This window comes from Merdibacter massiliensis (assembly GCF_900155395.1).
Taxonomy (GTDB): domain Bacteria; phylum Bacillota_I; class Bacilli_A; order Erysipelotrichales; family Erysipelotrichaceae; genus Merdibacter; species Merdibacter massiliensis.
On sequence record NZ_LT699717.1, the window covers coordinates 34,863 to 58,658 of the forward strand.

Below are 23,796 nucleotides of genomic sequence, written 5' to 3' on the forward strand. Positions count from 1 at the left end.
ATTAAGCCTCCAATAATCGTTTCAGATATTTTCCAGTATAGCTCTGTTCATTTTTTGCAATCTGTTCTGGTGTACCGCAGGCTACGATCGTACCGCCTTCATCGCCGCCTTCCGGTCCAAGGTCAATAATATAGTCTGCACTCTTGATCACATCCAGATTATGCTCAATGACAATGACCGTATCCCCATTGTCCACAATACGCTGCAATACTTCCAGCAGCTTTTTGACATCGTGCGTATGCAGACCAGTAGTCGGCTCATCCAACACGAACAATGTCTTGCCTGTTGCTTTTCTTTGCAGTTCGCTTGCCAATTTGACACGCTGTGCTTCTCCACCAGACAATGTCGTCGCACTTTGTCCTAATTTCACATACCCAAGTCCCACATCTTTTAACGTCTGTAATTTATGTTTGATCTTGGGAACACTGGCGAAAAAATCAATGGCTTCTTCTACGCTCATCTCCAGGACATCATAAATATTTTTTCCTTTGTAAGTGACTTGCAAGGTTTCTTCATTGTATCGTTTTCCGCCGCATTCTTCACAAGGTACATAGACATCCGGCAGAAAATGCATCGAAATCCGCAAGATGCCATCCCCCTGGCAGGCTTCACAGCGTCCGCCTTTTACATTGAAAGAGAAACGGCCGCGGTCATAGCCGCGCATCCTGGCCTCAGGCGTCTGTGCATATAGTTCGCGAATATCATCAAAGACACCGGTGTAGGTTGCAGGATTTGATCGAGGCGTCCGTCCAATTGGATCCTGATCGATATCAATGATCTTGTCGATATATTCAATTCCTTTAATTTCTTTATGTTTTCCAGGTTTGATGCGTACACGGCCCAACGCGTGCTGTACCCCTTTTGTCAAGATCTCATTGACCAAAGAAGATTTCCCGGAACCGCTGACACCGCTGACGCAAATGAAGGTACCCAAAGGAAAATCTACTGTTACATTCTTTAAGTTATTGCATGCTGCCTTCACTACCCGCAATTTACGGCCGTTGCCTTTGCGTCTTTTTTTAGGCACTTCGATTTTCATCCGGCCACTTAAATAAGCACCTGTGATCGAATTCTCATTTGCCATGACCTCTTGCGGCGTACCGGCCGCAACCACTTCACCACCATGGATCCCTGCACCAGGTCCGATATCGATGATGTAATCAGATGCCCGCATGGTATCTTCATCATGTTCAACAACGATCAGCGAATTTCCAAGATCACGCATATCTTTTAATGTGGAAATCAAACGGTCATTATCGCGCTGATGCAGCCCGATGCTTGGTTCATCCAATACGTACAGCACACCGCTCAGATGACTGCCGATTTGCGTAGCCAGGCGAATGCGTTGTGCTTCTCCTCCGGAGAGAGAACCTGCAATACGATCCAATGTCAAATAGCCCAATCCTACATTATTCAAGAAACCTAAACGGTCCTTGATTTCTTTTACGATCAAACGGGCAATTTCTTCCTGCTGCTTGCTCAATTGCAGCTGCTCCATAAATATTGCCGCATCCCGAACGCTCATCGTCGTCCATTCATAAATATTCTTTCCGCCCACATACACGCTTAATGCCTGCGGATTCAATCGTTTTCCGCCGCAAGTCGGACATGGCATCTCTGCCATAAAAGTACCCAGCCATTCTCTGGACATCGAACTGCTTGTTTCCATATAGCGGCGTTCGATCAACGTAACGACACCTTCGATATATTCGGTTTTCTTTGTAACATTGCCGCTTCTGGAATACAATGTATAGGCAATTGGTTCATCCGCCCCATACAGCAGCATATCCATTTCGTGTTTGCCTATTTGTTCGATCGGCGTATCTACAGAAATATGATAATGATCCAACAAAGCCGAAAAGCGCTGCCATTCTAAATTTTCGCTGCCGACAATATTTTTGTAATACACGATACCGCCTTGTGCAATGCTTTTACTGCGATCCGGGATGAGATAATCAATATCTACTTTCTGCGTGATTCCTAACCCTTTGCACTCCGGACATGCACCGAAAGGGGCATTGAACGAAAACAATTTCGGTTCCAGTTTAGGAATCGAAAAACCACAATACTTGCATGCATAATTGCTGGAGAACAAGATCTCATCATCTCCGTAAGCAACAACCGCTAATCCATCGCTTAATTTCAATGCACTCTCTAAAGAATCATGCAGGCGAGAGCGGTCATCGCTCTTTACGATCCGATCGACAACCACATCGATATTGTGTTTCTTATTTTTTTCCAGTGCTTCCACTTCTTCTAAAATGCGTACTTCGCCATCAATTCGAACACGCACATAGCCCTCTCTCGTTAATTTTGCAAGCAGATCTTTATGCGTTCCTTTTTTTCCTTTTACGATTGGTGCCAAAATGACCAGTCTTGTACGATCCGGCAATTCCATGATGCGATCGACCATCTGTTTGATCGTCTGTGATGTGATCGGTTCATGATGGGTCGGACAGTAAGGCACACCAACACGAGCATATAACAAACGTAAATAATCATAGATTTCTGTTACAGTTCCCACTGTTGAACGCGGATTATTGCTTGTTGTTTTTTGATCAATAGAGATTGCCGGAGAAAGGCCTTCGATGCTGTCTACCTCCGGTTTCTCGCTATTTCCTAAAAATTGACGGGCATACGCACTCAACGATTCAACATAGCGGCGCTGTCCTTCTGCATAAATCGTGTCAAATGCCAATGATGTCTTTCCTGAACCAGAAACGCCTGTCATAATCACAAATCGATCTCTTGGTACATTGACATCGATGTTCTTCAAATTATTTTCACGAGCACCTTTGATCACGATCCAATCCTTATTCATTCAACCACCTCATTCTAGCTTTCCTCATTATGACGAAAGTCATACATCCAATTTCTTCGTTTCCTGTATATTATATAACAGCTTTTTTTATTTCGCACTCGATTCGCAAAAAAAAGACTTCTGTGAACGATTACAGAAGTCAATCCATCAAATTGTCATATAAATAATGATCAAAAAACAAGCGGTCACATAAAGCATAGAGCGTTTTTTGTACCAATGGTATACATAAGATGCCGATACCAACATAGATCCATTGCTGCATAGAAAGTTCAAACAATAAAAACCAGGATTTTGAAAATGGAACAAAAACACAGATGACAAATAAAATTCCCATGCTGCCAAACACAAGTATTCGATTTCGATTAAATGGATAACACACATGAAAGAGCACCGCTAATCCGCTGCAGCCCGCCAGCAATACGCACATCGTCGAAATTTGTTCATGGTTCATTGCTTCGATCGCAGTCAGACCATATACGTAAAAAACACTGAATACGACACAAAGTGCTCCCGGTAAAGCATTGCGAAAGACATTGACCAAAAAGTTGCCTGCTACTTTATCATGATTTGGTTCCAATGCCAGGAAAAAGGATGGAATTCCGATCGCAACCGTTGAAATCAAAGTTAGCTGAATGGGTTCAAAAGGATAGACAGGAATAAAGAACAGAGTGAATAAACTCAACAAAACAGAGAAAGTTGTTTTGACCAAAAACAATGAAGCTGTGCGTTGAATGTTATTGATCACGCGTCTTCCTTCATTTACGATCTGTGGCAAATGTGAGAAATCTGAATCTAATAATACGAGATTTGCGATGTTTTTTGCTGCTTCGCTGCCCTGCGCCATTGCAATTGAACAGTCTGCTTCTTTCAATGCCATTACATCGTTGACACCATCTCCGCTCATCGCTGTAATATGTCCCTGCTTTTTCAGTGCCAGGATCATATTTTTTTTCTGCATGGGAGTGACCCTTCCGAATACTGTATATGTTTTCATTGCTTCTGCCAATTCTTCGTCACTTAATGTTGAGGCATCTATACAAGCTTCCCCATTGCGAACATGACTGCGCTGTGCAATCTCCTTCACTGTTTGCACATCATCGCCGCTGATGATCTTGACATCCACTCCTTGTTCATAAAAATACTCTAAGGTCTTTGGCGCTTCCGGGCGCAGAGGATCGCTCAATACGATCACTGCCAGCAATGTCGGATCCATCCGCAGCAGATCATCCTGCAGCTTGTGTCTGCTGTGTGCCAACACAACCACTCGTTTTCCAGTTTTGGCATAGGTCTCGATCTGCTGTTGAACAGCGGGATCGACCTTCGAAAATAAAAAATGATAGGCGCCCAACAAATAAGTACCTTGCTGCTGATAAGTAACCGCACTTGCCTTGCGCGTACTGGAAAACGGCATTTTATCCAGGTATTTCCAGCCTTGCCTGTCACCTGCATACTGACGCAGTGCCTGTGCAGTAGCATTATTATCTTCCAAGTCCGAAAAGAAATGACCGATGATTTCTTTGATATCCATTTCCGCATACGGAATGATCGTTTCTACCTTCATTTTTCCCTGAGTCAATGTACCTGTCTTATCAAAACAGATCGTATCCACCCGTGCCAGCGTCTCAATACAATATAGTTCTTGAACCAAGGTTTGTTTACGAGCCAGTTGGATCGTGCCAACCGCCAAAGCAACGCTAGTCAATAATACCAGCCCTTCCGGGATCATTCCTACCATGCCGGCTACCGTGCCGGAAATCGCATCCTCTAACGATGCATGTGTCAGGAACAGCTGTTTCAAAAATAATAAGATTCCCATTGGTATGATGGTGATGCTTGCACTTTTAATGATAAAATTGATTGCATCTCGCAGCTGCGAAGGATGGCGCCTCACTTGTTTTGCATGTCCCAAGATCGTATGTACATATGTTTCTTTTCCTACTGCACATACTTGTGCATAACATTTTCCGCTCACCACAAAACTGCCGGAATACAAGAAATCATCCGTATCTTTCTGAATGATCTCTGCTTCTCCTGTAACCAATGATTCGTTGCATTCCACTCTTCCATGAACCATGATCGCATCACATGGAATCTGATCGCCGTTTTCTAAGATCAAGATATCGTCTAAGACAATTTCTTCTAAAGTCACTTGTTTTTGTTTTCCGTCACGCAATACTTTTGCATGATTCTTCGTTAACAGCGAAAGGTCATCTAAGACTTTTTTTGAACGTATTTCTTGAATGATCCCGATACATAAATTGGAAATGACCACACCTAAAAAGAGCATATTTCGATAATTGCCCGTAATGAAAACAAGTGCTGCCAGCACAATATTGATAAAGTTAAACAATGTAAACAAATTATCACGCACGATTGCCTGATAGCTTTTTGTCGTACGTTCCAATTGGACATTATAATCACCAAGATCCCTGCGCTGCTTTACTTCTGCTTCACTAAGACCATGATGCAAATCTGTATGTTGTCGCAATGTTTTCTCCAATTTGCAGCACCACCTTATTGTTTTTATTATACCATAGACTTTTTCATTCAATCTGTCATTTACGTCACGTTCATCTGTTCACTGAATGAAAAAAAGATGGCTGACCATTGGACCAACCATCTTTCATAAATTAAATCTCCATGAACTTCTGTGCTGCAGTTACGATTGACATCTTATAAACTTCTTCTGCATTGCAGCCGCGTGACAAGTCATTGATCGGTGCGTTCAGTCCCTGCAGGATTGGGCCAATCGCTTCCCAGCCACCTAAACGAGCAGCAATCTTGTAACCGATGTTACCAGCATCGATGTTCGGGAAGATAAATGTATTCATCGTTCCTGCAATTTCTGAATTCGGCGCTTTCAAAGCAGCAACCTCAGGGGCAACACAGCAGTCAAACTGCATTTCTCCTTCTACTTTATAATCTAACGGCATACGTTGCAAACGGATAGCTGCTTCGCGAACTTTTGATACGCTTTCTCCTTTTGCAGAACCTAATGTAGAATATGAAAGCAGACCAATACGTGGTGTAATACCTAATTGTTTTACTGTATTCGCTGTCTGCATAGTGATTTCAACTAATTCGTCTACGTTTGGATTGATGTTGATGGAACAATCGCCCATGAACAATTGCTCATCTCCCTTTACCAAAACGAAGCAGCTGGATACAATGGAATTACCAGGTGCTGCTTTTACCAACTGCAATGCCGGACGAACCGTATCTGCTGTTGAATAAGTTGCGCCTCCCAACAAACCGTCCGCATATCCCATTTGTACTAACATCGTACCAAAATAGTTTGTCTGCAGCAAAGCTTTACGGCAGCTTTCTTCATCCATCTTACCACGACGCAGCTCGATCATGCGAGTAACCATCTTATCCATATCTGGGAAGTCCTTTGGCGACATCGTAGGAATACCTTCGATATCATGGCCATATTCTTTCGCCGTCTTTTCAATTTCATCAAGATCACCTAACAAAACCGGTTCCAAGATTCCCTCTTTATACAAGCGCACAGCTGCTTCCTGTACACGGAAATCCGGTCCTTCTGTAAAGACGATACGTACGCCTTTCCCTTTGATCTTGTCTCTTAAATCATCTACAAACATTGTCTGTAAACCCTCTCTTTCCTATCATGATATATTATACAAGCGCTCTCACTAAAAGAAAAGGGGCAACAATGTGAAGTTTATCACATAAGAAATATGTTATCATGAAGATATTACAAAGGAGGCATGTTCATGCAGGTACATATTCAAAAATGGAAAATGGAAGATGCAGAAAAACTACAGCAACTCTGTGATCAAGCCGATCGCCGTTATCTCTCTGATCGTTTGCCTCATCCCTACACATTACAGAATACCACAGAATGGATTCAATATGCCTTGCAACAGGAAAAAGCACAAAAAGGCATCTTTCGATCGATTGTCGTCCATCACCATATAGTAGGAAATATCTCTATCGAGCGAAAAGAGGATGTCCGCTGTTTAGAAGGAGAAATCGGCTTTTTGTTAGATAAAACATATTGGTCCAACTCCATCACAAGCAAAGCAGTCGACCTTATCTGTAAAGAAGCTTACAAACAGCTTCCTTTACAGCGTATATCCGCTTTGGTCTATGCTCCAAACATCGCCTCAAGAAAAGTCTTAGAAAAAAATCAATTCGTCTTAGAAGGCATTCTACGAAAAGCAATCTTTAAAGACGGCAAGATCTATGATGCCTGTCTGTATGCCCATTATCGAAAAGAAACAGAATGAGGATTGCAAACAATGAGAGATGTCGCTATAATGTTCTTGTTAGCAGAGTAGAAATATGTGCGTTAAGTATCGGCTGAACGGGGAGTTGTCAGCCGGGCGAAAAGTTATCTTGCGGTACATGTTTCGCATCCCGCTGTTGCCTATGAAAAAAACAAACCTCTTTTTTCATATGCAATATGGAAAAGGAGGTATTTTTTATGAAACAGCTCTACCTGACATGGAAAGAAAGCATAAAAGAGAGCAGACGCGTGCAAGCGCTGGTTGGTGTAGCTCTATTCACTGCTTTTGACATCATTTTATCTACCTATGCCAGCATTCGTCTCATTCCCAATGTGCTGACTATTTCTTTTGCCAGTGTTGCAGTAGCAGCAAGCGGCTTTTTCTTTGGCCCTTGGCTCAACGGCATTGCCGGCATCATCACCGACAATCTTTCTTATGTTTTATATCCAAATGGCCCCTGGTTTCCAGGATGGATGATCAATGCGATGTTTACCGGTTTCTTTTACGGACTGCTCTTTTATAAACAGCCAAAGATCACATTAAAGCGCTGTATCTTCGCACGTCTGGGCATTGTTTTGGTCGTTAATTTCGTATTGAATCCGCTATGGATGTCTTTAACGATGGGCAATACTTTTCTTTATTATCTCAGTATTCGCATTGTCAAAAACCTCATTGCATTCCCTATCGACGTAGCTGTTTTATATTATGTATTAAAAGCATGTGAACGGATGCGTAACCGACAAGGTATTCACCGCAGCAAATAAAAAGGCCGACGGCCTTTTTTTATTGAAACAACTTTACTGCTTCCGATACAAAATATAAAGAACCGCAGATGACGATACGCTGATCAACCGCCATACGCTGCTGTAAAATACTCGACAGATCCTGTGCCAGCGGCAGCTGATATTTCTTTGCCAATGCAGAAAGATCAGCCAATCGTTCCTGTTGAAAAGGACAAAGGATCAATTGATTGCAGACTTTGCGTAAACACTCGATCATTCGTTCCCCTTCTTTATCTTTTAATACGGAAAACAAGATCGTATCAATCGAGAGATCTTGCAGGGTCGTGCACAATGCCTCGATTCCTTCCCGGTTATGTGCGCCATCGATGATCACCAGAGGCTGTTTCGAAACGATTTCAAATCGGCCTGCCCATTTGCTGTTCTGTATCGCCTGTAAACGTACGGCTTTATTTGCTGCAGGACATAAAAGCGATATGATTCGATAAGCCAACGCTGCATTTTCTGCTTGATAGCCTGCCATCGTAGACAGGGTGATAAAATCTCCTTCTTCACTTTCAAAACAGATCATCCCTTGTCTATTTGTATGCACATTTTCAGCATGGCATTCATAAAACGGCGCATGCTTTTCTCTGCATATTTCCTTGAACACTTCCAGACAAGACGGGCGTTTTTCGCTAGTGACAAGAGGAACCCCTTGTTTGATGATTCCTCCTTTTTCTCTGGCAATCTCTTCCAGCGTATTTCCTAGCAATTGCATATGATCATGCCCGATATTGGTAATTGCACAGATCTTGGGCTGAAATATATTGGTCGCATCCAATCGGCCTCCCAGTCCGGTTTCTAATATGACAAAATCAACTTGTTCCTCAACGAACCATTCCATCGCCAAATGGACATCAATATCAAACATCGCCAGATCCAGCGCTTGCCACCGCGTGTCGTAGCGATTGACCAAGCGCAAGAACACATCCTCTTTCATCCATGCATCATTGATCCGGATACGGTCATAATGGACATACAAAGCTGGTGATGTCAAAGTTCCTACGCGATAACCCAATGCTTGCAGCTGTGAACGTAAATAATTCACCGTAGACCCTTTCCCATTTGTACCTGCCACATGTATGATCGGCAAAGTGAACGCTTTCGGACACACTTCTTTCAAAAAAGACTGAAAAGCCGGAAGGTCTTTTTTATTCCGCCGTCTGGATTCGATAGAGCGCAATGCATCTTTTGCACAAACGTAGCTCATTTTGAAAGCCTCCAATCAATCGTGCCTCTGCCAAGTTCCTGTAATTTCTCATTGATCGTAGAAAATGGGCGAGAACCAAAAAACCCATGATAGGCAGATAAAGGAGAGGGATGTGCTGCCTGCAGCACCACATGTTTCTCTTCATTGATCAGCTTTCGTTTTTGCTGGGCCCACTTTCCCCAAAGAACGAAAACAGAAGGAGAAGCATGATCGTTTACAAATTGGATCGCATGATCTGTAAATATTTCCCATCCTTTGCCGCGATGACTGCCGCTTTTCCCTTCTTCTACGCTCATGACCGCATTCATCATCAAAATGCCCTGCTTGGCCCATTCGATCAAATTTCCATGCTGCGGTGTTGTGATTCCTAGATCCTCATTCAGTTCCTTATAGATATTTCGCAGACTGGGCGTTAGCTTTTCTCCGCGATTGATAGAAAAACACAGCCCGTGTGCCTGATGAGCATGGATATAAGGATCTTGTCCCAGGATAACGACGCGCAGCTTTTCCAGCGGACAATAATCAAAGCAGGAAAATAATTGATCATACGGCGGATAGATCGTTTTTTCTGCATATTCTTTCTGTACAAAATCCATCAGCTTTTGATAGTATTCTTGTTTGGTTTCCTGCGCAAAAAAATCATCCCATGTTTTCATCCTATGCCCCCTTATTCCACCGTAAACAAAGGTGTATCAATGTTACAGCGTTCCTCATAGCCAATCGTCAGATATTGTTGGTGTTCCATTCTTCTTTTTTCTATATTTCGTATGAATTCCTTTGCCATTTGATGCATTTCCACACTGCATAACGAAGCGTTGACGGCGGCTGTCGTTAACGCGATACAAGGCGCAAGACGTTTGCTGATGAAATAGCACAAAACTGCTCTTGTTGTTTCACTGATCACTACGCTGCTTCCTTTCAAAGTGATGCTTGCCCCAAAAAAGATCGCTAAATAACCTTGTAATTGATGATATTTCAACAAAACATCCTGTTTCATGTTCGTATACAAATACAATAATTTCTGTGTCAACAGTATCGCTTCATAGACAAAAGAAACATATTCTATCGGAATGGTCAAAAAACGCAAGATCCCATTCGCTAGTGATGCTGAAACAGAAGAAACTCCTGCCCGCAACATATGAAAGTGAATCATTTCATTTGCCATCTCCGTAATATATCGATGATCCATTCCTGCATCAAGCGGAGAACTTTCGATGATCCTTTCCATCTGCTCTTTCCCCGCATGGCAAGAGAAGCATTCTCTTAAAAATGCTTCTCTATTTACGATCCACGGTTTCCATTGTTCCTTCATTTCATCACCTCATGAATTACGAAGCTCGATCAAGATATCACGCAGTTGCGCTGCCCGTTCAAAATCCAAGACACGCGCTGCTTCTTTCATTTCTTTTTCTAAATTTTCCAACATCTTGGTCTTATCTTTCTTTGCCATCTTATTTTTCTTTTTCATATATGCTGCAGTCATCTCTTTTGTTTCTTTACTGCGCACAACATCATGGATCGGTTTGATGATCGTTTTTGGTGTAATGCCATGTTCTGCATTAAACGCCATCTGGATCTCGCGGCGACGATTGGTTTCATCCATCGCATTGCGCATAGACTGCGTAATGGTATCCGCATATAAGATGACCATGCCTTGCGCATTTCGTGCTGCGCGCCCAATGATCTGGATCAGCGAACGTTCGCTTCGCAAGAATCCCTCTTTATCAGCATCCAATATTGCAATCAAAGAGACTTCCGGGATATCCAGCCCTTCTCTCAGCAAGTTGATGCCGACTAAAACATCATATTTTCCTTTACGAAGATCTTGTATGATTTCGGTACGTTCAATAGTAGTTACTTCGTGGTGCAGCCATGCAACCTTAAAGTCCATATTTTTCAAATAAGCAGTCAGATCTTCTGCCATACGCACGGTCAGGGTGGTGATCAAAGTACGTTCATTTCGTTCGATTCGTTCTCTGATCTCATCTACCAGATCATCGATCTGTCCTTTGCTAGGACGAACCTCCACGACTGGATCCAGCAGTCCTGTAGGACGGATGATCTGTTCTACTACTTCACCATGTACTTTTTCTAACTCATAGTCGCCTGGCGTTGCAGATACATAAATTGCCTGATGGACCAGTTTTTCGAATTCTTCAAACCGCAGCGGACGATTGTCCAGTGCACTCGGCAAGCGGAAGCCAAAATTGACCAGCGTCTCTTTGCGTGAACGATCCCCGTTATACATGCCGCGGATCTGCGGCAGGGAAACATGGCTTTCATCAACGACCAGTAAAAAATCATCTGGAAAATAATCAAACAACGTATACGGACGTTCGCCCGGCTTTCTCCCGTCAATGTGACGTGAATAATTTTCGATACCTGGACAAACGCCGAACTGCCTCAAAGCTTCCACATCATAACGGGTACGTTGTTCCAAACGCTGCTTTTCTAATAATTTCCCTTCCGCTTCGAAATATTTCAAACGATCCTCCAGCTCTTCTTCGATCGTATCTGCTGCACGGTTGATGATATCCTGACTAGTGGCGTAGCCGCTCGCCGGATAAATGACATAGACCGTATACGCATTCAGCACTTTTCCTGTGATCGGATCGACTTCACAGATGCGCTCGATCTCATCATCGAATAATTCAACACGCAGCAAAAACGCATCGGTGTGCCCCGGCGCAATTTCCAAAACATCGCCGCGTACCCGAAAAGTACCTCTGCTCAGTTCCATATCATTTCGCGTATATTGTTGTGCCACTAAACGCTGCATGATCTTTTTGCGGTCAATGATATCTCCTACATGCAGAGAAAAGAACATATCGCGATATTGTTCCGGATTGCTCGCACCGTAAATGCATGCCACGGATGCAATGATGATCGTATCCCGGCGCTCCAGGATGGAGTTAACGGCTGACATGCGCAGCATGTCCAGTTCAATGTTCGTCGTCGCATTCTTATCGATGTACGTATCCGTATTGGGCAAATAAGCTTCCGGCTGATAATAATCGAAGTTTGAAACGAAATACTCCACACGGTTATGCGGAAAAAATTCTTTAAATTCAGAATATAACTGGCCTGCCAAGGTTTTATTATGAGCAAATACCAGAGTAGGTTTATTCACCTGCGCGATCACATTGGAAATCGTAAAGGTCTTTCCTGTACCGGTCGCCCCCAACAAGACCTGTTCTTTTTTCCCTTCTTGGATTCCTTTCACTAATTTTTCTATGGCCTGCGGCTGATCGCCCTGCGGTTGATAATTCGACACTAAATCAAATAATTTATCTGCCATAAATAATTGCCTCCGCCTTATTTAACTGTGTATCGAGCTGTTCTTGATTTTCATACCAATAAATCGTAGCTGCATCTGCCAAGGCCTGCGCCGTTTCATTGTCAATGACCCCGTCAACAGTCAAACCATGCTCTTTTTCAAATTGCCGCAAAGCCTGTGCAGATTTTGCAGAAAAGTATTCATCCACCCGATCTACATCGTATCCCAGAAAACGCAAATATATTTGTACTGGTTTTACGATGTCTGCTACACGATCTTCTTTCACTTGGATATCATTCTTATACAATAACATGGTCGTCGTACGCGCCTGATCCAACGCTACTTCAACATCCGGCTGAATTCCTACCTCATTGATCGTTGTCCCTTTGCTGGAAAACCACTGCGCACTCGTATATTTCAAAGAAGTCCCGTCACTGAATGGTACGCTTGTCTGCATGGTCCCTTTTCCATAAGTCTTTTTACCGACCATGACCACGCGATTCCCTAAATTGTCATCTAAAGCACTGATCAATGCTTCAGAGGCAGAGGCTGTATTTCCATTCATCAAGATGACGATCTGTTCAAAAGCAAATGGTTCATAATCGTCTTCCAACCGATATTCACTACGTGTTCCATTACGATCCTCCGATTGAAAAACAACGGTTCCTTTTGGTAAAAAATACTTTGCAATATCCATGGCCGCACTTAAATAGCCGCCGCCATTATCCCGAAGATCCAAGATGATTTTTTTCTCTCCGCCATCCCAGATCCGCTGCAATGCACTCTCCATATCAGCGGCGCTATTTTCCGCAAAAGAGGAAAGATGCACATACCCATAGCCATCTTCTACATAGGCAATGACAGAATTATCCACAACACTTGGCGTTACTTTCATTGTGATTTCTTTACCGTTTCTTTCAACAACCAGATCAATAGCTGTTCCTTCTTGTTTACTTAAAGTTTTCTTTATCGTATCCTGATCTAAAGTCGTACAGTCTTTTCCTGCAACAGAAATCAAACGGTCTCCACGCTCTACGCCTGCTTTTTGTGCAGGTGAATTTTCATATACGTCGATCACGATATAATTTCCTTCCTGATTTTCATAAAACGAGAGACCTACTCCGACAAAAGTTCCTTCCAGCGAAGAGGAAAAAGAGGCAGCATCTTCCAGGCTCATATAGCTCGTATGGATATCAACATCATTATTGGCCAGCGCGGCAATCGCATTCTCCATCAGCACCGTCGAAAGATCATCTATATCTTTCCCGAAATACCATTTCTCATTCATCAATGCATATACTGTATCAAACTTCTCTTTTTGTAAATTGCTCTCACTGGAACGAACGCCGCCAACGGTTGCTCTCGAGACAAAAAAACCAGCTGCAAAGAAAAAAAGACAACTGGCGATGATCGCAAGGTTCTTACGGCGCCGTCTTTTTTCAGCTGCAATTTCATCCGGCCATTTATGGCGTTCCAGCTTATATATCACGGTTCTTTTTTCCGACATCAAATCACCTCAATTTATTTCATATGACATCATACCACATTTTCAGCCATTCACAAAAAAAACGATGTCATCTTCTGTATACAGTTGGATGGCATCGTTGTTTGTTTATCGTTTCCAATGTAAATAACGGGTCGTAGATAAGAAGCTGCCGATCATGCCGATGATCATGCCTGCTGCTAACAACGACAGAGAAATCCATAGCACAAAAGGCCAAATAGGCTGTAACGCAAACAGTTCCGTAAATAAACGCCCGCCGATCATATCATAAAACCATGCATACCCAAAATAAGTAAATATACACGGCAGTATAGCACCTACAACACCGATCAATACACCTTCCATCATGAACGGTACTTTGATGAAATGATTGCTGGCACCGACATTGCGCATGATAGCAATCTCTTCACTTCGTGCATAGATCGTTGTTTTGATCGTATTGGAAATCAAATATCCGGTCAACAAAAACAGCAGCAATACAAAGATCAAACCGCCCTTGCGGATCAGATCCAATAAACTGATCAGGGAAGATACACTGGTTCCACCATATACCGCATCTTTGACAAAATCAAGTTTAGCGATTTCCGCACAGGTTGTCTCAATCTGATCTGCATTTTTCACTGTGACAAAAAATGCATTGCTTAAAGGATTATCTTCACCGCGATACATAGCGAAAGCTTCTCCTTTTTCTTTGATCATCAGCTCTAATTCTTCATCTTTATCTGATAAAGTAGCGACTGCCACATTGTCTACTTTTTTCAAAGCATTTCCGGCATCTTCTATTTCCTGTTTACTGTCTATATCACTGTTTAACACGACATGAATCTGTAATCCATTCTCAATATTTCCCGCAAACAAAGAGACATTGCCCGCCAGAATGAGAAACAAAGACAACAAGGTCAACGTGACTGTCACCGCTGTAGCTGCTGACAGTGACATTGCTATATGACGAATGAAGCTTTGCCCTGCCTTTTTCAAGTGATACAGCAGCATACGCAAGACCTTATTCATACTTCAGGTAACCGCCTTTCAACATATCCGCAACAACGTAACCTTCTTCCAAAGAAATCGTACGTTTCTTGAAATCGTTGACCAGCGTACTGTCATGTGTCACCATGACGATCGTTGTTTTTTCCACCTCATTGATCTTTTCCAATAATTCCATGATTTCTTTGGACATTTCCGGATCCAGATTTCCTGTCGGCTCATCCGCAATCAATACTTTTGGATGATTGGCAATCGCACGTCCGATCGTAGCACGCTGCTGCTGTCCGCCAGATAATTGATTTGGAAAAGCACGTGCTTTATCACTGAGCGAAACCAGTTCCAGCACCTCTCTGACACGGCGGCGGATTTCTCGTTTATCCATACCGATTACTTCCAAAGCAAATGAAATATTCTCAAAAATAGTCAGTGCAGGCAATAAACGAAAGTCTTGAAAAACAACACCAATATTTCTGCGATAATACGGTACTTTGCTATGTTTCAGCTTTCCTACATTGACATCGTTGACCAATACGGTCCCTTCATCCGGAATTTCTTCTCCATCCAGCAATTTGATCAATGTGGACTTTCCTGATCCGGTAGGACCAATGACATACACAAACTCGCCATCTTCGATCGTTAAATTCACATTGCGGAGCGCATGTACACCATTCTTATATGATTTTGATACATTTTCTAATTGAATCATGACGATCTCCTTCCTTAACCGATCAATGTTTCAGGACGCTCACGGCAAGGGGTGCTTCCCTTTGAATCACAACCGGTCGAAGGTGAGCTCCAGCCGCAGCCCCAAGCAAAATCGGCAGTGCGTGCAAACTGTGCTGCCGCATCTGATACAGACATGCTTCCTAAATTAATGATTTCAATATGACAATGCGGACCGCTGCTGTTACCGGCATTTCCTGTCAAACCTAACAACTGACCCTGTGAGACAGACTGTCCTGCAGAAACAGCCATGCCATTTTGTGACATATGCGAGAAAGAAACAAAATAAGTCGTTCCACCTACATTGACCAGCATGGCAATGTTATTTCCAGCACCGGCCGGATAACCGCTCCAATTGCCTAAATAACCGCTGTTGCTGCCAACCGGATTGGCTGTCCATACGACAAGACCGTCGGCAGGCGCATAAATAGGAGTACCGATCGCAACTGCACGATCGACCCCAAGATGCACACCTCCGCCCGGATAATACCATGTACCTGCAGAAGTTGGCCCGCTTATCGGATTCAGCCACCCATCACTGCTGGACGGTGTATAATTGTTGACCGTATCCATGCTGACCAGATTGCTGCTGATCGTTGAAAGATCCACTTGTGCACTACGCATCTGTTCCTGCAGCGCTGCTTCCTGCTGATGATACATCGTGATCATCTTTTCGCTGCTTTCACGCAGTTCTTCTGCCTGCTGTTTTTCTTCTTCCAGCGATTTTTTCTGATCCTGGGCATCTTGTTCCAAGCGTTTCTGTTCGCTTTTCTGCTGATCCAATGCTTCCTTTTCCTCTTTTAATGCATTGACCTGCTCTTCATCACTTTCCATGATGCGCTGCAATCCTTCCATCGTACGCATCATTTCCTGCAGATCTTTTGCGCCCATGATCATATCGATATACATGTTCGTACCGACACTCGCTTGTTCATTCACCATACGCTCTTTGATCTGAGCATCCCATTTTTTAATTTCTTCCTCTTTAAATGCAATTTCTTCCTCTAGACGAGCAATATTTGACTGAATATCTGCTATTGCCTGGTTTTTTTCTTCTATACGGGCATTGACCTCTTCAATCAATTTTTTTTGCTGTGCAACCAGATTCTCCAGATCCTGCAGATCGCTTTGCAGATTATCAATATCATCTTTGAAAGAATCAATCTGATTTTGCAAAGCATCCTGCTGTTTTTCATAATATTTCTTGAACTCGTTGCAGGCAGCGCTATCTGATGAAGATTCCTGCACACCGGAACATTTATTGACCCATGCAGCCTCATCGGAGAAATCATATGCTGATACAGAAATAGGAATGCCTATCGTTGATATCATCAAAGAAACCGCACATACTCCTGCTACTCCTCTTTTTATTTTCATCGTTTCCACCTCAGATATTTTCCTACTGCTAACGAACTACCGATCATACCGACCGTTATACCAATCAATAAAATAAGCAAACTGACATATCCAACAAATGGCCAAACATCCAACATGATAAACATGGAAGACAAGAAAACTCCTCCAAAGGCATGAAATACCAATGAATAACCGCCGATGATAAACACGATAGGAAGAATCGAACCAAAAACACCGATATACATACCTTCAATAACAAAAGGTGTCCGAATATACCAGTTGCTGGCACCGACATTCCGCATGATGGCAATCTCTTCTTGGCGTGTCTGAATGGTCATTTTGATCGTATTTTTGATCAATAAGATGGCAAGCAATCCTAAAAAGAGCACAAAAACGGCTCCGCCCAGACGCAACCCCTCAAATAGATCGACCATGACGGTTATGCCTTCTCCACCATAACTGGCAGTTACGATTCCATCCATTTTTTGCAACTGATTGCAAATCGATTGAATTTGTTGCGGATCTTTCACTTCTATAATGAATACATCGTACAATGGATTGCGATCTTCTCCTTCATAATAGCTGAACATCTCTCCATTTTCTTCGATTAATTTCTGCAGTTCCTCATCTTTACTGGAAAAATGACAAGATTTTACTGTGTCTATCTTCTCAATCTGCTGCTGCAGCTGTTCTCGATCTTTTTTTTCTGCAACACCAGGAGAAATCGTTGCCTGGATCTGAAAATCCTGTTCAATATTCTTCGTAAAATTGTTGATGTTTCCGGCAATCAGTACCAATAGTCCAACGATCAAAAGTGTAACCGTTACGGCTGTAGCGGATGAAAATGTCAATGATATATGACGTATAACGCTTTTCCAAGCGGTCGCAAATTGACTCGGCAGACTGCGAAAGAACTGAATCATGCTCGAAACACCTTCCTTTCTGTCGTCTGTAAAATGACTATGATTCCATAAATCGTTCTTATTATATCATAGTTTTATTTTAAAGCGATTGAATTCTGTATGAAAATTTTTACTTTTCCACCAGAAGGTGTAACAGTGAAAAAGAAAAGATGTATAGCTTTCTATACACCTCATACATCATCCGTTTATCCTTTCCTTTAACAGATCACGGATTTCCGCTAATAAGAGCTCCTCTCTGCTAGGTAAAGGCGGTGGTGTTTCCTCCTTTGTTTTCTTTACAAAACGATTGATTGCCTTGATGAACAAAAAAATACAAAGTGCAACCAGTAAGAAAGAAATCACCGCATTGATAAAATTTCCCACTTTGATCTGTGCATTTCCTAGTCCAATCGTCAATGCCGAAAAGTCGATTCCGCCCGTCAATACGCCAATGATCGGGGTAAACACATCCTGTACGAGACTATTCACGATCGAAGTAAATGCACCGCCAATGATCACACCTATGGCCATTTCAAGGACATTTCCGCGTAAAGCAAAGGTTTTAAATTCCTGTATAAATCTTTTCATAATTTCCCTCTCTATCATTCGGAGAATTCCTTCTCCATATTTCGGTCCCGATATCGTTTGCTTAATGTAAATCCTGCACCTGCTACCTCATTGGCATCATTCACTACAAAAAATGCCTGCGGATCAATATTTGTGATCAACCGCTGCAAAGAATTAAATTGCTTCTGTTTAACGACGGTCATGACCATCATCCGCTCTTCATTGGAATATCCGCCTATTGCCGGAACCAAGGTTGCACCGCGGTCCAGTTCATGATTGATCACATCTCGAATCTCTTTCCACTTTGGAGAAATGATAAATAACGTCTTGCTTGCTTCACTGCCAAATATCAATACTTTATTGATCACTTGACCACAAACAAATACTGAGACTAGTCCGATCATGCTTGCTTCAATTCCATACACAACGGCGCCAAGCAGAACCGTGGCCCCGTCAAAGCACATAACTAATAAGGATAACGGCAAACGAGTAAATTTATGGATCACCAGCGGTGGAATATCCATTCCCCCTGTACTGCCATCCACACGATAAACCAAGCCAAGCCCGATGCCGGTACATACACCAGCATAAATTGAAGCCAGCAGCTGATTATGTGTGATGGTCAGATCTGAAAAAAAGATATTCAGCAATGAAATAAAAACGGGATAGACGATTGCACTCAATACGGTCTTGAAAAAAAAGGCTTTTCCTAAACAAAGAGAACCCAGTACAAACAATCCGATGGTCAGCACATTGATCACAATGGTGGGCGGGATATGAAAAATCGGCTGCAAAGCTACCGCTATTCCCGCAGTTCCTCCGGACAAGATATTAGAAGGCAAAATAAAAAAAGTAACACCAAATGAAACGATCAGATTTCCTATCAGTACACATATCACTTCATATAACATGCGTCGTATTCTATCACTCACCCTAACACCCCTATTCATTTATTTATTATACCATAGAAAAAACTTGGGATGAAAACATCCCAAGCAATTATTCTGCTGATTGAATCTGCATTTTTAAATAAGCAAAAATGAAATCATCGAGATCTCCATCCATCACACCTTGTACATTGCTTGTTTCATAGCCGCTGCGATGATCTTTTACCAATGAATATGGATGCATGACATAAGAGCGGATCTGTGAACCCCATTCATTTGCCTGCTGTTCACCTTTGATCGCAGCCAATTTTGCTTCCTGCTCTTCGATCATTTTTTGATAGAGACGGCTCTTTAATACACGTAGAGCTTCTTCTCTGTTTTCATGCTGCGAACGGCCGTTTTGACAAGTTGCCACAAGACCGGTCGGTTTATGTACCATACGAACTGCAGAATCAGTCTTATTGATATGCTGTCCTCCTGCTCCGCTTGCCCGTTTGGTCTCTACGATCAGATCTTCCGGACGAATTTCGATTTCGATCTCATTATTGAACTGCGGCATCACATCCAAAGATGCAAAGGATGTATGCCGGCGTCCTCCCGAATCAAAAGGAGAAATACGAACTAAACGGTGCACACCTTTTTCCGCTTTTAAATACCCATACGCTTTATCTCCCTCGACCAAGAACGTTACCGATTTGATTCCCGCTTCTTCACCAGGAAGATAATCCAGCTCAGTTACTTTAAATCCTTTGTGTTCTGCATAACGCACGTACATACGATACAGCATGCCGCACCAGTCACACGATTCGGTTCCTCCTGCACCTGGATGCAGTTCCAGAATTGCATTGGATTGATCATATTCATGCGACAACAGGATGCTGATCTCAAATGTTTCAAAATCTTTGCTCATCTGTTCATATTCTTCTTCACATAAAGCAAAGAGTTCCTCATCCATTTCTTCCTTTAACATATCGCAAGTTTCATCCAGGCCAGAAAGAACATTTTCCAGTTTTTCAAAACTTTCGACTGTTTCCTTGATGGCATTCAGTCGACGAATCGTAGTTTGTGCTTGTTCAGGATCGCTCCAAAAGCCTTCTTCCATGGTCTTTGCGGTTAGTTCTTCGATCTTTAAACGCTTTTGATCTAGGTCAAAGTGACTCACCAAGTGCCTGCAGGCGTTCTTGATGAGTGTTCACCCCCTGTCGTATTTCATAAAGTTCCATTTTTATTCACCTTTTTCTTTTTTCTTTGCTTTTTGTGCCGCCTTTTCACGTGCTGCTTTTTCCGCTTCGATCTGTTCCGGCGACTTTCTTACGATACGCATGCGCAATAGGAAGACAACGATCTCGCGAGCAATTCGCTGTGTCATCTCCTCAAAGAGATCGTAACCTTCGCTCACATATGCCTGCAATGGATTATTCTGTGCATAAGAACGTAAATGGATTCCATCTCGTAATTTGCTCATCGTATCAATATGTTCGATCCAGTTGCGGTCCATGATACGCAATACGACGGTTTTTTCAAACGGCAAGAATTGATCATGCACAGGCTCGATTTCTTTTTCATAACTATTGTATACACGTTCAAAGCAATAGTTGACCAGACTTTCACGATCTTTTCCTTGAATATCTTCGACCTTGATTCGATCTTCTTCACGCATGCCCATCATGCCCAAGCCATCACAGATACCGGCATAATTGATCTGGTCTTCATGATGACTGACTTCCAGATTTGCCGCGATCGTATCGCTGATCACACGTTCGAACATGCCTTTGACGATATCGTGCACATCTTCATGTTCCAAAGTATAGTTACGCTGTTCAAACATGATCTCACGCTGCTTGCGCAAAACATCATCGTATTCCAGCAACTGTTTACGAGCATCAAAGTTATAGCCTTCGACACGTTTTTGTGCCTGTGTTATGGATTTTGTGACCATTTTGGATTCGATCTGCTGATCACCCAACTGATGGAATAAACCGTTGAGTCTTTCCCCGCCAAAACGTACCATCAGCGAATCTTCCAGAGATACGTAAAAACGAGAGAATCCAGGATCTCCTTGACGGCCGCTTCGACCGCGCAGCTGATTATCGATACGTCTAGATTCATGACGTTCGCTGCCTAAAACAGCCAATCCGCCTAATGCACGCGACTCCTCGCTTAATTTGATGTCGGTACCACGACCGGCCATATTGGTCGCAATCGTCACAGAACCAACTTGTCCTGCTTTTGCGATGATCTCTGCCTCACGTGCATGGTTCTTTGCATTTAATACTTCATGGGGAATACGTTCTTTTTTCAACATCTTGCTGATCAGTTCGGATGTCTCGACTGCAATCGTACCTACCAATACCGGCTGTCCTTTTGCATGCAGCTCTTTTACTTCATTGACCAAAGCCTCAAATTTTAGCTTCTTGGTCGCAAAGATCGCATCCGGATAATCGATACGGGCAATCGGACGGTTCGTTGGAATTTCAATGACGCGCATATTATATGTGGATAAGAATTCCTCTTCTTCTGTCTTTGCAGTACCGGTCATACCTGCTAATTTGGTATACAAACGGAAAAAGTTCTGATACGTAATCGTTGCTAACGTACTGCTTTCTTCTTTGATCGGTACACCTTCTTTTGCCTCGATTGCCTGGTGCAGACCATCTGAATACTCACGGCCTTTCATCAAACGACCTGTAAACTGGTCGACAATGACGATTTCCTGATCTTCACTGACTACGTATTCCACTTCATTTTTCATGATGTAGTTTGCACGCAGAGCCTGTGTGATATGATGCACCAATTGAGTATGCGCAACATCATAAAGGTTATCCACACGGAAGAAACGTTCTGCCGCTTTGACGCCTTCTTCGCTCAGCATGACCTGACGCGTTTTTTCATCGATCTCATATCCGCCGCTTACAAGCTTTTTCTCTCCGCTTCGTGCATCTTCTTCATAAACCGGTTTTCTCAATCGCTTTACAAATTGATCTGCCTGAATATATAAATTTGCTGTTTTTTTCTTTCCGCCGGAAATGATCAGCGGCGTACGCGACTCATCGATCAAGATAGAGTCTACCTCATCGATGACCGCCATCCATAACGGACGCTGTGTACGATCTTTGACATTGGTCACCATATTGTCACGCAAATAATCAAATCCTAATTCCGAGTTTGTAGTATAGGTAATATCGCAATTATATGCTTCTCGTTTATTCACCGGTAGCAGTTCTCGTTTATTGACGCCGACGCTCAGTCCCAGATAACGATATACTTCACCCATCCATTGTGCATCACGTTCTGCCAAATATTCATTGACCGTTACGACATGAACACCTTTTTGTGCTAATGCATTCAGATACACACACATCGTTGCGGTCAGCGTCTTACCTTCACCAGTCTTCATCTCCGCAATGTCGCCCTGATGCATTGCAATTGCACCCATGATCTGCACTTTGTATGGATGTTCTCCCAATACACGACGTGCTGCTTCACGTGCAGCCGCAAATGCTTCCGGCAATAAATCATCCAATGATTCGCCGTTTTGCACACGTTCTTTGAATGCATTTGTCTGTGCGATCATTTCCTCCTGACTCAAGCTGCGCATCTTGTCATCTAAAGCCAAGACTTCTTCCGCCTTTTTTTCTAACTTTGCCACAATACGTTTATCACTACTGAGCATACGTTCTAGAAAACCTGCCATGTTATGCCCTCCATTCTCAGCTATGTTGTTGTTTACTTCGATGCCTGATCAGCAGATCAGGCATTATCGCAAATATTGTAACACAACTCTTAAGCAACGCAAAACAGAAAAACGACTTTTCTATAAATAATCAAACCGGATCAGCTCCTTTGATCCGGTTCATCTGTCTAAAAATGAAAAAAGTTTCTCTTTTTATAGAGAAACTCAATTATTTTGTACCAAAGATGCGATCTCCGCAATCACCAAGTCCAGGCACGATATAGCCATGCTCATTGAGATGATCATCGAGTGCTGCCAAATAAATCATAACATCTGGATGTGCACTTTCGACTGCCTTGACTCCTTCAGGCGCTGCTACGATATTCGCCAGGCGAATATCGGTTGCTCCTTGCTTCTTCACCATATCGATAGCCGCGATTGCACTTCCTCCGGTTGCCAACATCGGATCAACGATGATCACTGTGGCATCCGCAATATTTTTTGGATATTTTTCAAAATAAGTATGCGGCTGTAACGTTTCTTCATCGCGGTATAATCCGATATGTGCAACTTTCAAAGTTGGTATCAGATTGCAAATACCATTGACCATTCCTAGCCCTGCTCGCAAAATCGGGACCAGAATGATAGGCTTTGCCAATTCATAAGTATCACATGGTGCAACAGGCGTTGTGATGTGAACTGGTTTTAATGGCAGATCCCGCGTGATCTCATATGCCATCAAACCGGCTACCTCATCTAAATTCTGACGAAAATCTTTCGTTCCTGTCTCTACATTGCGCATCTGTGTCAACTTATGCGTGATCAATGGATGCTCGATCAATTTATACATGTTT

The 23,796-nt window shown here is 42.8% G+C and carries 19 protein-coding genes and 1 riboswitch; of the genes, 2 read left to right on the forward strand and 17 right to left on the reverse strand.

What is annotated here, in order from left to right:
* Position 1: 1 nt before the first annotated feature.
* The 3 genes from uvrA to pta form a co-directional block, all read right to left on the reverse strand.
* Complete coding sequence (gene uvrA, locus BQ9859_RS02980; RefSeq protein ID WP_075876796.1) at positions 2-2,821, reverse strand: excinuclease ABC subunit UvrA; 2,820 nt, start codon at positions 2,819-2,821, stop codon at positions 2-4.
* 139 nt (positions 2,822-2,960) lie between these two features.
* The gene (locus BQ9859_RS02985; protein WP_075876797.1) at positions 2,961-5,321 is read right to left on the reverse strand and encodes a cation-translocating P-type ATPase; all 2,361 of its coding nucleotides are present in this window, start codon (positions 5,319-5,321) and stop codon (positions 2,961-2,963) included.
* 130 nt (positions 5,322-5,451) lie between these two features.
* Positions 5,452-6,426, reverse strand: coding sequence for a phosphate acetyltransferase (pta, locus tag BQ9859_RS02990; protein ID WP_075876798.1), 975 nt, complete (start codon positions 6,424-6,426; stop codon positions 5,452-5,454).
* 132 nt (positions 6,427-6,558) lie between these two features.
* Here pta and BQ9859_RS02995 point away from each other — a divergent pair, with 132 nt between their 5' ends.
* Both BQ9859_RS02995 and BQ9859_RS03000 read left to right on the forward strand, forming a co-directional pair.
* The gene (locus tag BQ9859_RS02995; protein ID WP_075876799.1) at positions 6,559-7,074 is read left to right on the forward strand and encodes a GNAT family N-acetyltransferase; all 516 of its coding nucleotides are present in this window, start codon (positions 6,559-6,561) and stop codon (positions 7,072-7,074) included.
* Between the two features lie 41 nt (positions 7,075-7,115).
* Positions 7,116-7,212, forward strand: a riboswitch (THF riboswitch).
* A 59-nt stretch (positions 7,213-7,271) separates the two neighbouring features.
* Positions 7,272-7,838 (forward strand): folate family ECF transporter S component, encoded by a 567-nt coding sequence (locus BQ9859_RS03000; RefSeq protein ID WP_075876800.1) that lies wholly within the window; start codon positions 7,272-7,274, stop codon positions 7,836-7,838.
* A gap of 19 nt (positions 7,839-7,857) precedes the next feature.
* Here the strand turns inward: BQ9859_RS03000 and BQ9859_RS03005 are convergent, their stop codons facing one another.
* The 14 genes from BQ9859_RS03005 to upp form a co-directional block, all read right to left on the reverse strand.
* Entirely contained in the window at positions 7,858-9,066 is a 1,209-nt protein-coding gene (locus BQ9859_RS03005) for a bifunctional folylpolyglutamate synthase/dihydrofolate synthase (RefSeq protein WP_075876801.1), read from the reverse strand.
* Positions 9,063-9,722, reverse strand: a complete 660-nt coding sequence (locus tag BQ9859_RS03010) for a uracil-DNA glycosylase (protein WP_075876802.1) — start codon at positions 9,720-9,722, stop codon at positions 9,063-9,065. The genes BQ9859_RS03005 and BQ9859_RS03010 overlap by 4 nt, the downstream gene beginning before the upstream one ends.
* Before the next feature lie 11 nt (positions 9,723-9,733).
* Positions 9,734-10,378: a hypothetical protein gene (locus BQ9859_RS03015; protein ID WP_075876803.1), complete on the reverse strand. Its 645-nt coding sequence runs from the start codon at positions 10,376-10,378 to the stop codon at positions 9,734-9,736.
* Positions 10,379-10,387: 9 nt separating this feature from the next.
* Positions 10,388-12,364, reverse strand: a complete 1,977-nt coding sequence (gene uvrB, locus BQ9859_RS03020; protein WP_075876804.1) for an excinuclease ABC subunit UvrB — start codon at positions 12,362-12,364, stop codon at positions 10,388-10,390.
* Positions 12,354-13,850, reverse strand: coding sequence for a S41 family peptidase (locus BQ9859_RS03025; protein WP_075876805.1), 1,497 nt, complete (start codon positions 13,848-13,850; stop codon positions 12,354-12,356). Before BQ9859_RS03025 ends, uvrB begins: the two co-directional genes overlap by 11 nt.
* Positions 13,851-13,955: 105 nt before the next feature.
* The gene (gene ftsX / locus BQ9859_RS03030; RefSeq protein WP_075876806.1) at positions 13,956-14,858 is read right to left on the reverse strand and encodes a permease-like cell division protein FtsX; all 903 of its coding nucleotides are present in this window, start codon (positions 14,856-14,858) and stop codon (positions 13,956-13,958) included.
* Positions 14,851-15,540: a cell division ATP-binding protein FtsE gene (gene ftsE, locus BQ9859_RS03035; RefSeq protein ID WP_075876807.1), complete on the reverse strand. Its 690-nt coding sequence runs from the start codon at positions 15,538-15,540 to the stop codon at positions 14,851-14,853. Before ftsE ends, ftsX (BQ9859_RS03030) begins: the two co-directional genes overlap by 8 nt.
* 14 nt (positions 15,541-15,554) lie before the next feature.
* The gene (locus BQ9859_RS03040) at positions 15,555-16,934 is read right to left on the reverse strand and encodes a murein hydrolase activator EnvC family protein (RefSeq protein WP_075876808.1); all 1,380 of its coding nucleotides are present in this window, start codon (positions 16,932-16,934) and stop codon (positions 15,555-15,557) included.
* A complete protein-coding gene (ftsX, locus tag BQ9859_RS03045) occupies positions 16,931-17,836 on the reverse strand; it encodes a permease-like cell division protein FtsX (protein WP_075876809.1) in 906 nt (301 codons plus the stop codon). Before ftsX (BQ9859_RS03045) ends, BQ9859_RS03040 begins: the two co-directional genes overlap by 4 nt.
* A 177-nt stretch (positions 17,837-18,013) precedes the next feature.
* Positions 18,014-18,403 carry a large-conductance mechanosensitive channel protein MscL gene (gene mscL / locus BQ9859_RS03050; RefSeq protein WP_075876941.1) on the reverse strand — a complete coding sequence of 130 codons (390 nt, stop codon included), beginning with the start codon at positions 18,401-18,403 and terminating at the stop codon, positions 18,014-18,016.
* 14 nt (positions 18,404-18,417) lie between these two features.
* Positions 18,418-19,314 (reverse strand): YitT family protein, encoded by an 897-nt coding sequence (locus BQ9859_RS03055; RefSeq protein WP_235846377.1) that lies wholly within the window; start codon positions 19,312-19,314, stop codon positions 18,418-18,420.
* A gap of 67 nt (positions 19,315-19,381) precedes the next feature.
* Positions 19,382-20,492, reverse strand: a protein-coding gene (prfB, locus tag BQ9859_RS03060; protein WP_143404365.1) for a peptide chain release factor 2 whose coding sequence is annotated in 2 segments (ribosomal slippage) — positions 19,382-20,419 and positions 20,421-20,492 — 1,110 coding nt in all. Because the reading frame shifts where the segments join, the coding sequence is not laid out codon by codon here.
* Positions 20,493-20,494: 2 nt separating this feature from the next.
* Complete coding sequence (gene secA / locus BQ9859_RS03065) at positions 20,495-22,963, reverse strand: preprotein translocase subunit SecA (protein ID WP_075876812.1); 2,469 nt, start codon at positions 22,961-22,963, stop codon at positions 20,495-20,497.
* Positions 22,964-23,171: 208 nt separating this feature from the next.
* A complete protein-coding gene (gene upp / locus BQ9859_RS03070; RefSeq protein WP_075876813.1) occupies positions 23,172-23,792 on the reverse strand; it encodes a uracil phosphoribosyltransferase in 621 nt (206 codons plus the stop codon).
* Positions 23,793-23,796: the final 4 nt, after the last annotated feature.

Excerpts from the sequence above, each read along its gene's own strand:
- ftsE (WP_075876807.1), bottom strand. The coding sequence starts at position 15,540 with ATGATTCAATTAGAAAATGTATCAAAATCATATAAGAATGGTGTACAT.
- ftsX (WP_075876809.1), bottom strand. The coding sequence starts at position 17,836 with ATGATTCAGTTCTTTCGCAGTCTGCCGAGTCAATTTGCGACCGCTTGG.
- uvrA (WP_075876796.1), bottom strand. The coding sequence starts at position 2,821 with ATGAATAAGGATTGGATCGTGATCAAAGGTGCTCGTGAAAATAATTTG.
- BQ9859_RS03015 (WP_075876803.1), bottom strand. The coding sequence starts at position 10,378 with ATGAAGGAACAATGGAAACCGTGGATCGTAAATAGAGAAGCATTTTTA.
- pta (WP_075876798.1), bottom strand. The coding sequence starts at position 6,426 with ATGTTTGTAGATGATTTAAGAGACAAGATCAAAGGGAAAGGCGTACGT.
- mscL (WP_075876941.1), bottom strand. The coding sequence starts at position 18,403 with ATGAAAAGATTTATACAGGAATTTAAAACCTTTGCTTTACGCGGAAAT.
- uvrB (WP_075876804.1), bottom strand. The coding sequence starts at position 12,364 with ATGGCAGATAAATTATTTGATTTAGTGTCGAATTATCAACCGCAGGGC.
- BQ9859_RS03025 (WP_075876805.1), bottom strand. The coding sequence starts at position 13,850 with ATGTCGGAAAAAAGAACCGTGATATATAAGCTGGAACGCCATAAATGG.
- upp (WP_075876813.1), bottom strand. The coding sequence starts at position 23,792 with ATGTATAAATTGATCGAGCATCCATTGATCACGCATAAGTTGACACAG.
- BQ9859_RS03010 (WP_075876802.1), bottom strand. The coding sequence starts at position 9,722 with ATGAAAACATGGGATGATTTTTTTGCGCAGGAAACCAAACAAGAATAC.
- BQ9859_RS03000 (WP_075876800.1), top strand. The coding sequence starts at position 7,272 with ATGAAACAGCTCTACCTGACATGGAAAGAAAGCATAAAAGAGAGCAGA.
- ftsX (WP_075876806.1), bottom strand. The coding sequence starts at position 14,858 with ATGAATAAGGTCTTGCGTATGCTGCTGTATCACTTGAAAAAGGCAGGG.
- secA (WP_075876812.1), bottom strand. The coding sequence starts at position 22,963 with ATGGCAGGTTTTCTAGAACGTATGCTCAGTAGTGATAAACGTATTGTG.
- BQ9859_RS03040 (WP_075876808.1), bottom strand. The coding sequence starts at position 16,934 with ATGAAAATAAAAAGAGGAGTAGCAGGAGTATGTGCGGTTTCTTTGATG.
- BQ9859_RS02995 (WP_075876799.1), top strand. The coding sequence starts at position 6,559 with ATGCAGGTACATATTCAAAAATGGAAAATGGAAGATGCAGAAAAACTA.
- BQ9859_RS03005 (WP_075876801.1), bottom strand. The coding sequence starts at position 9,066 with ATGAGCTACGTTTGTGCAAAAGATGCATTGCGCTCTATCGAATCCAGA.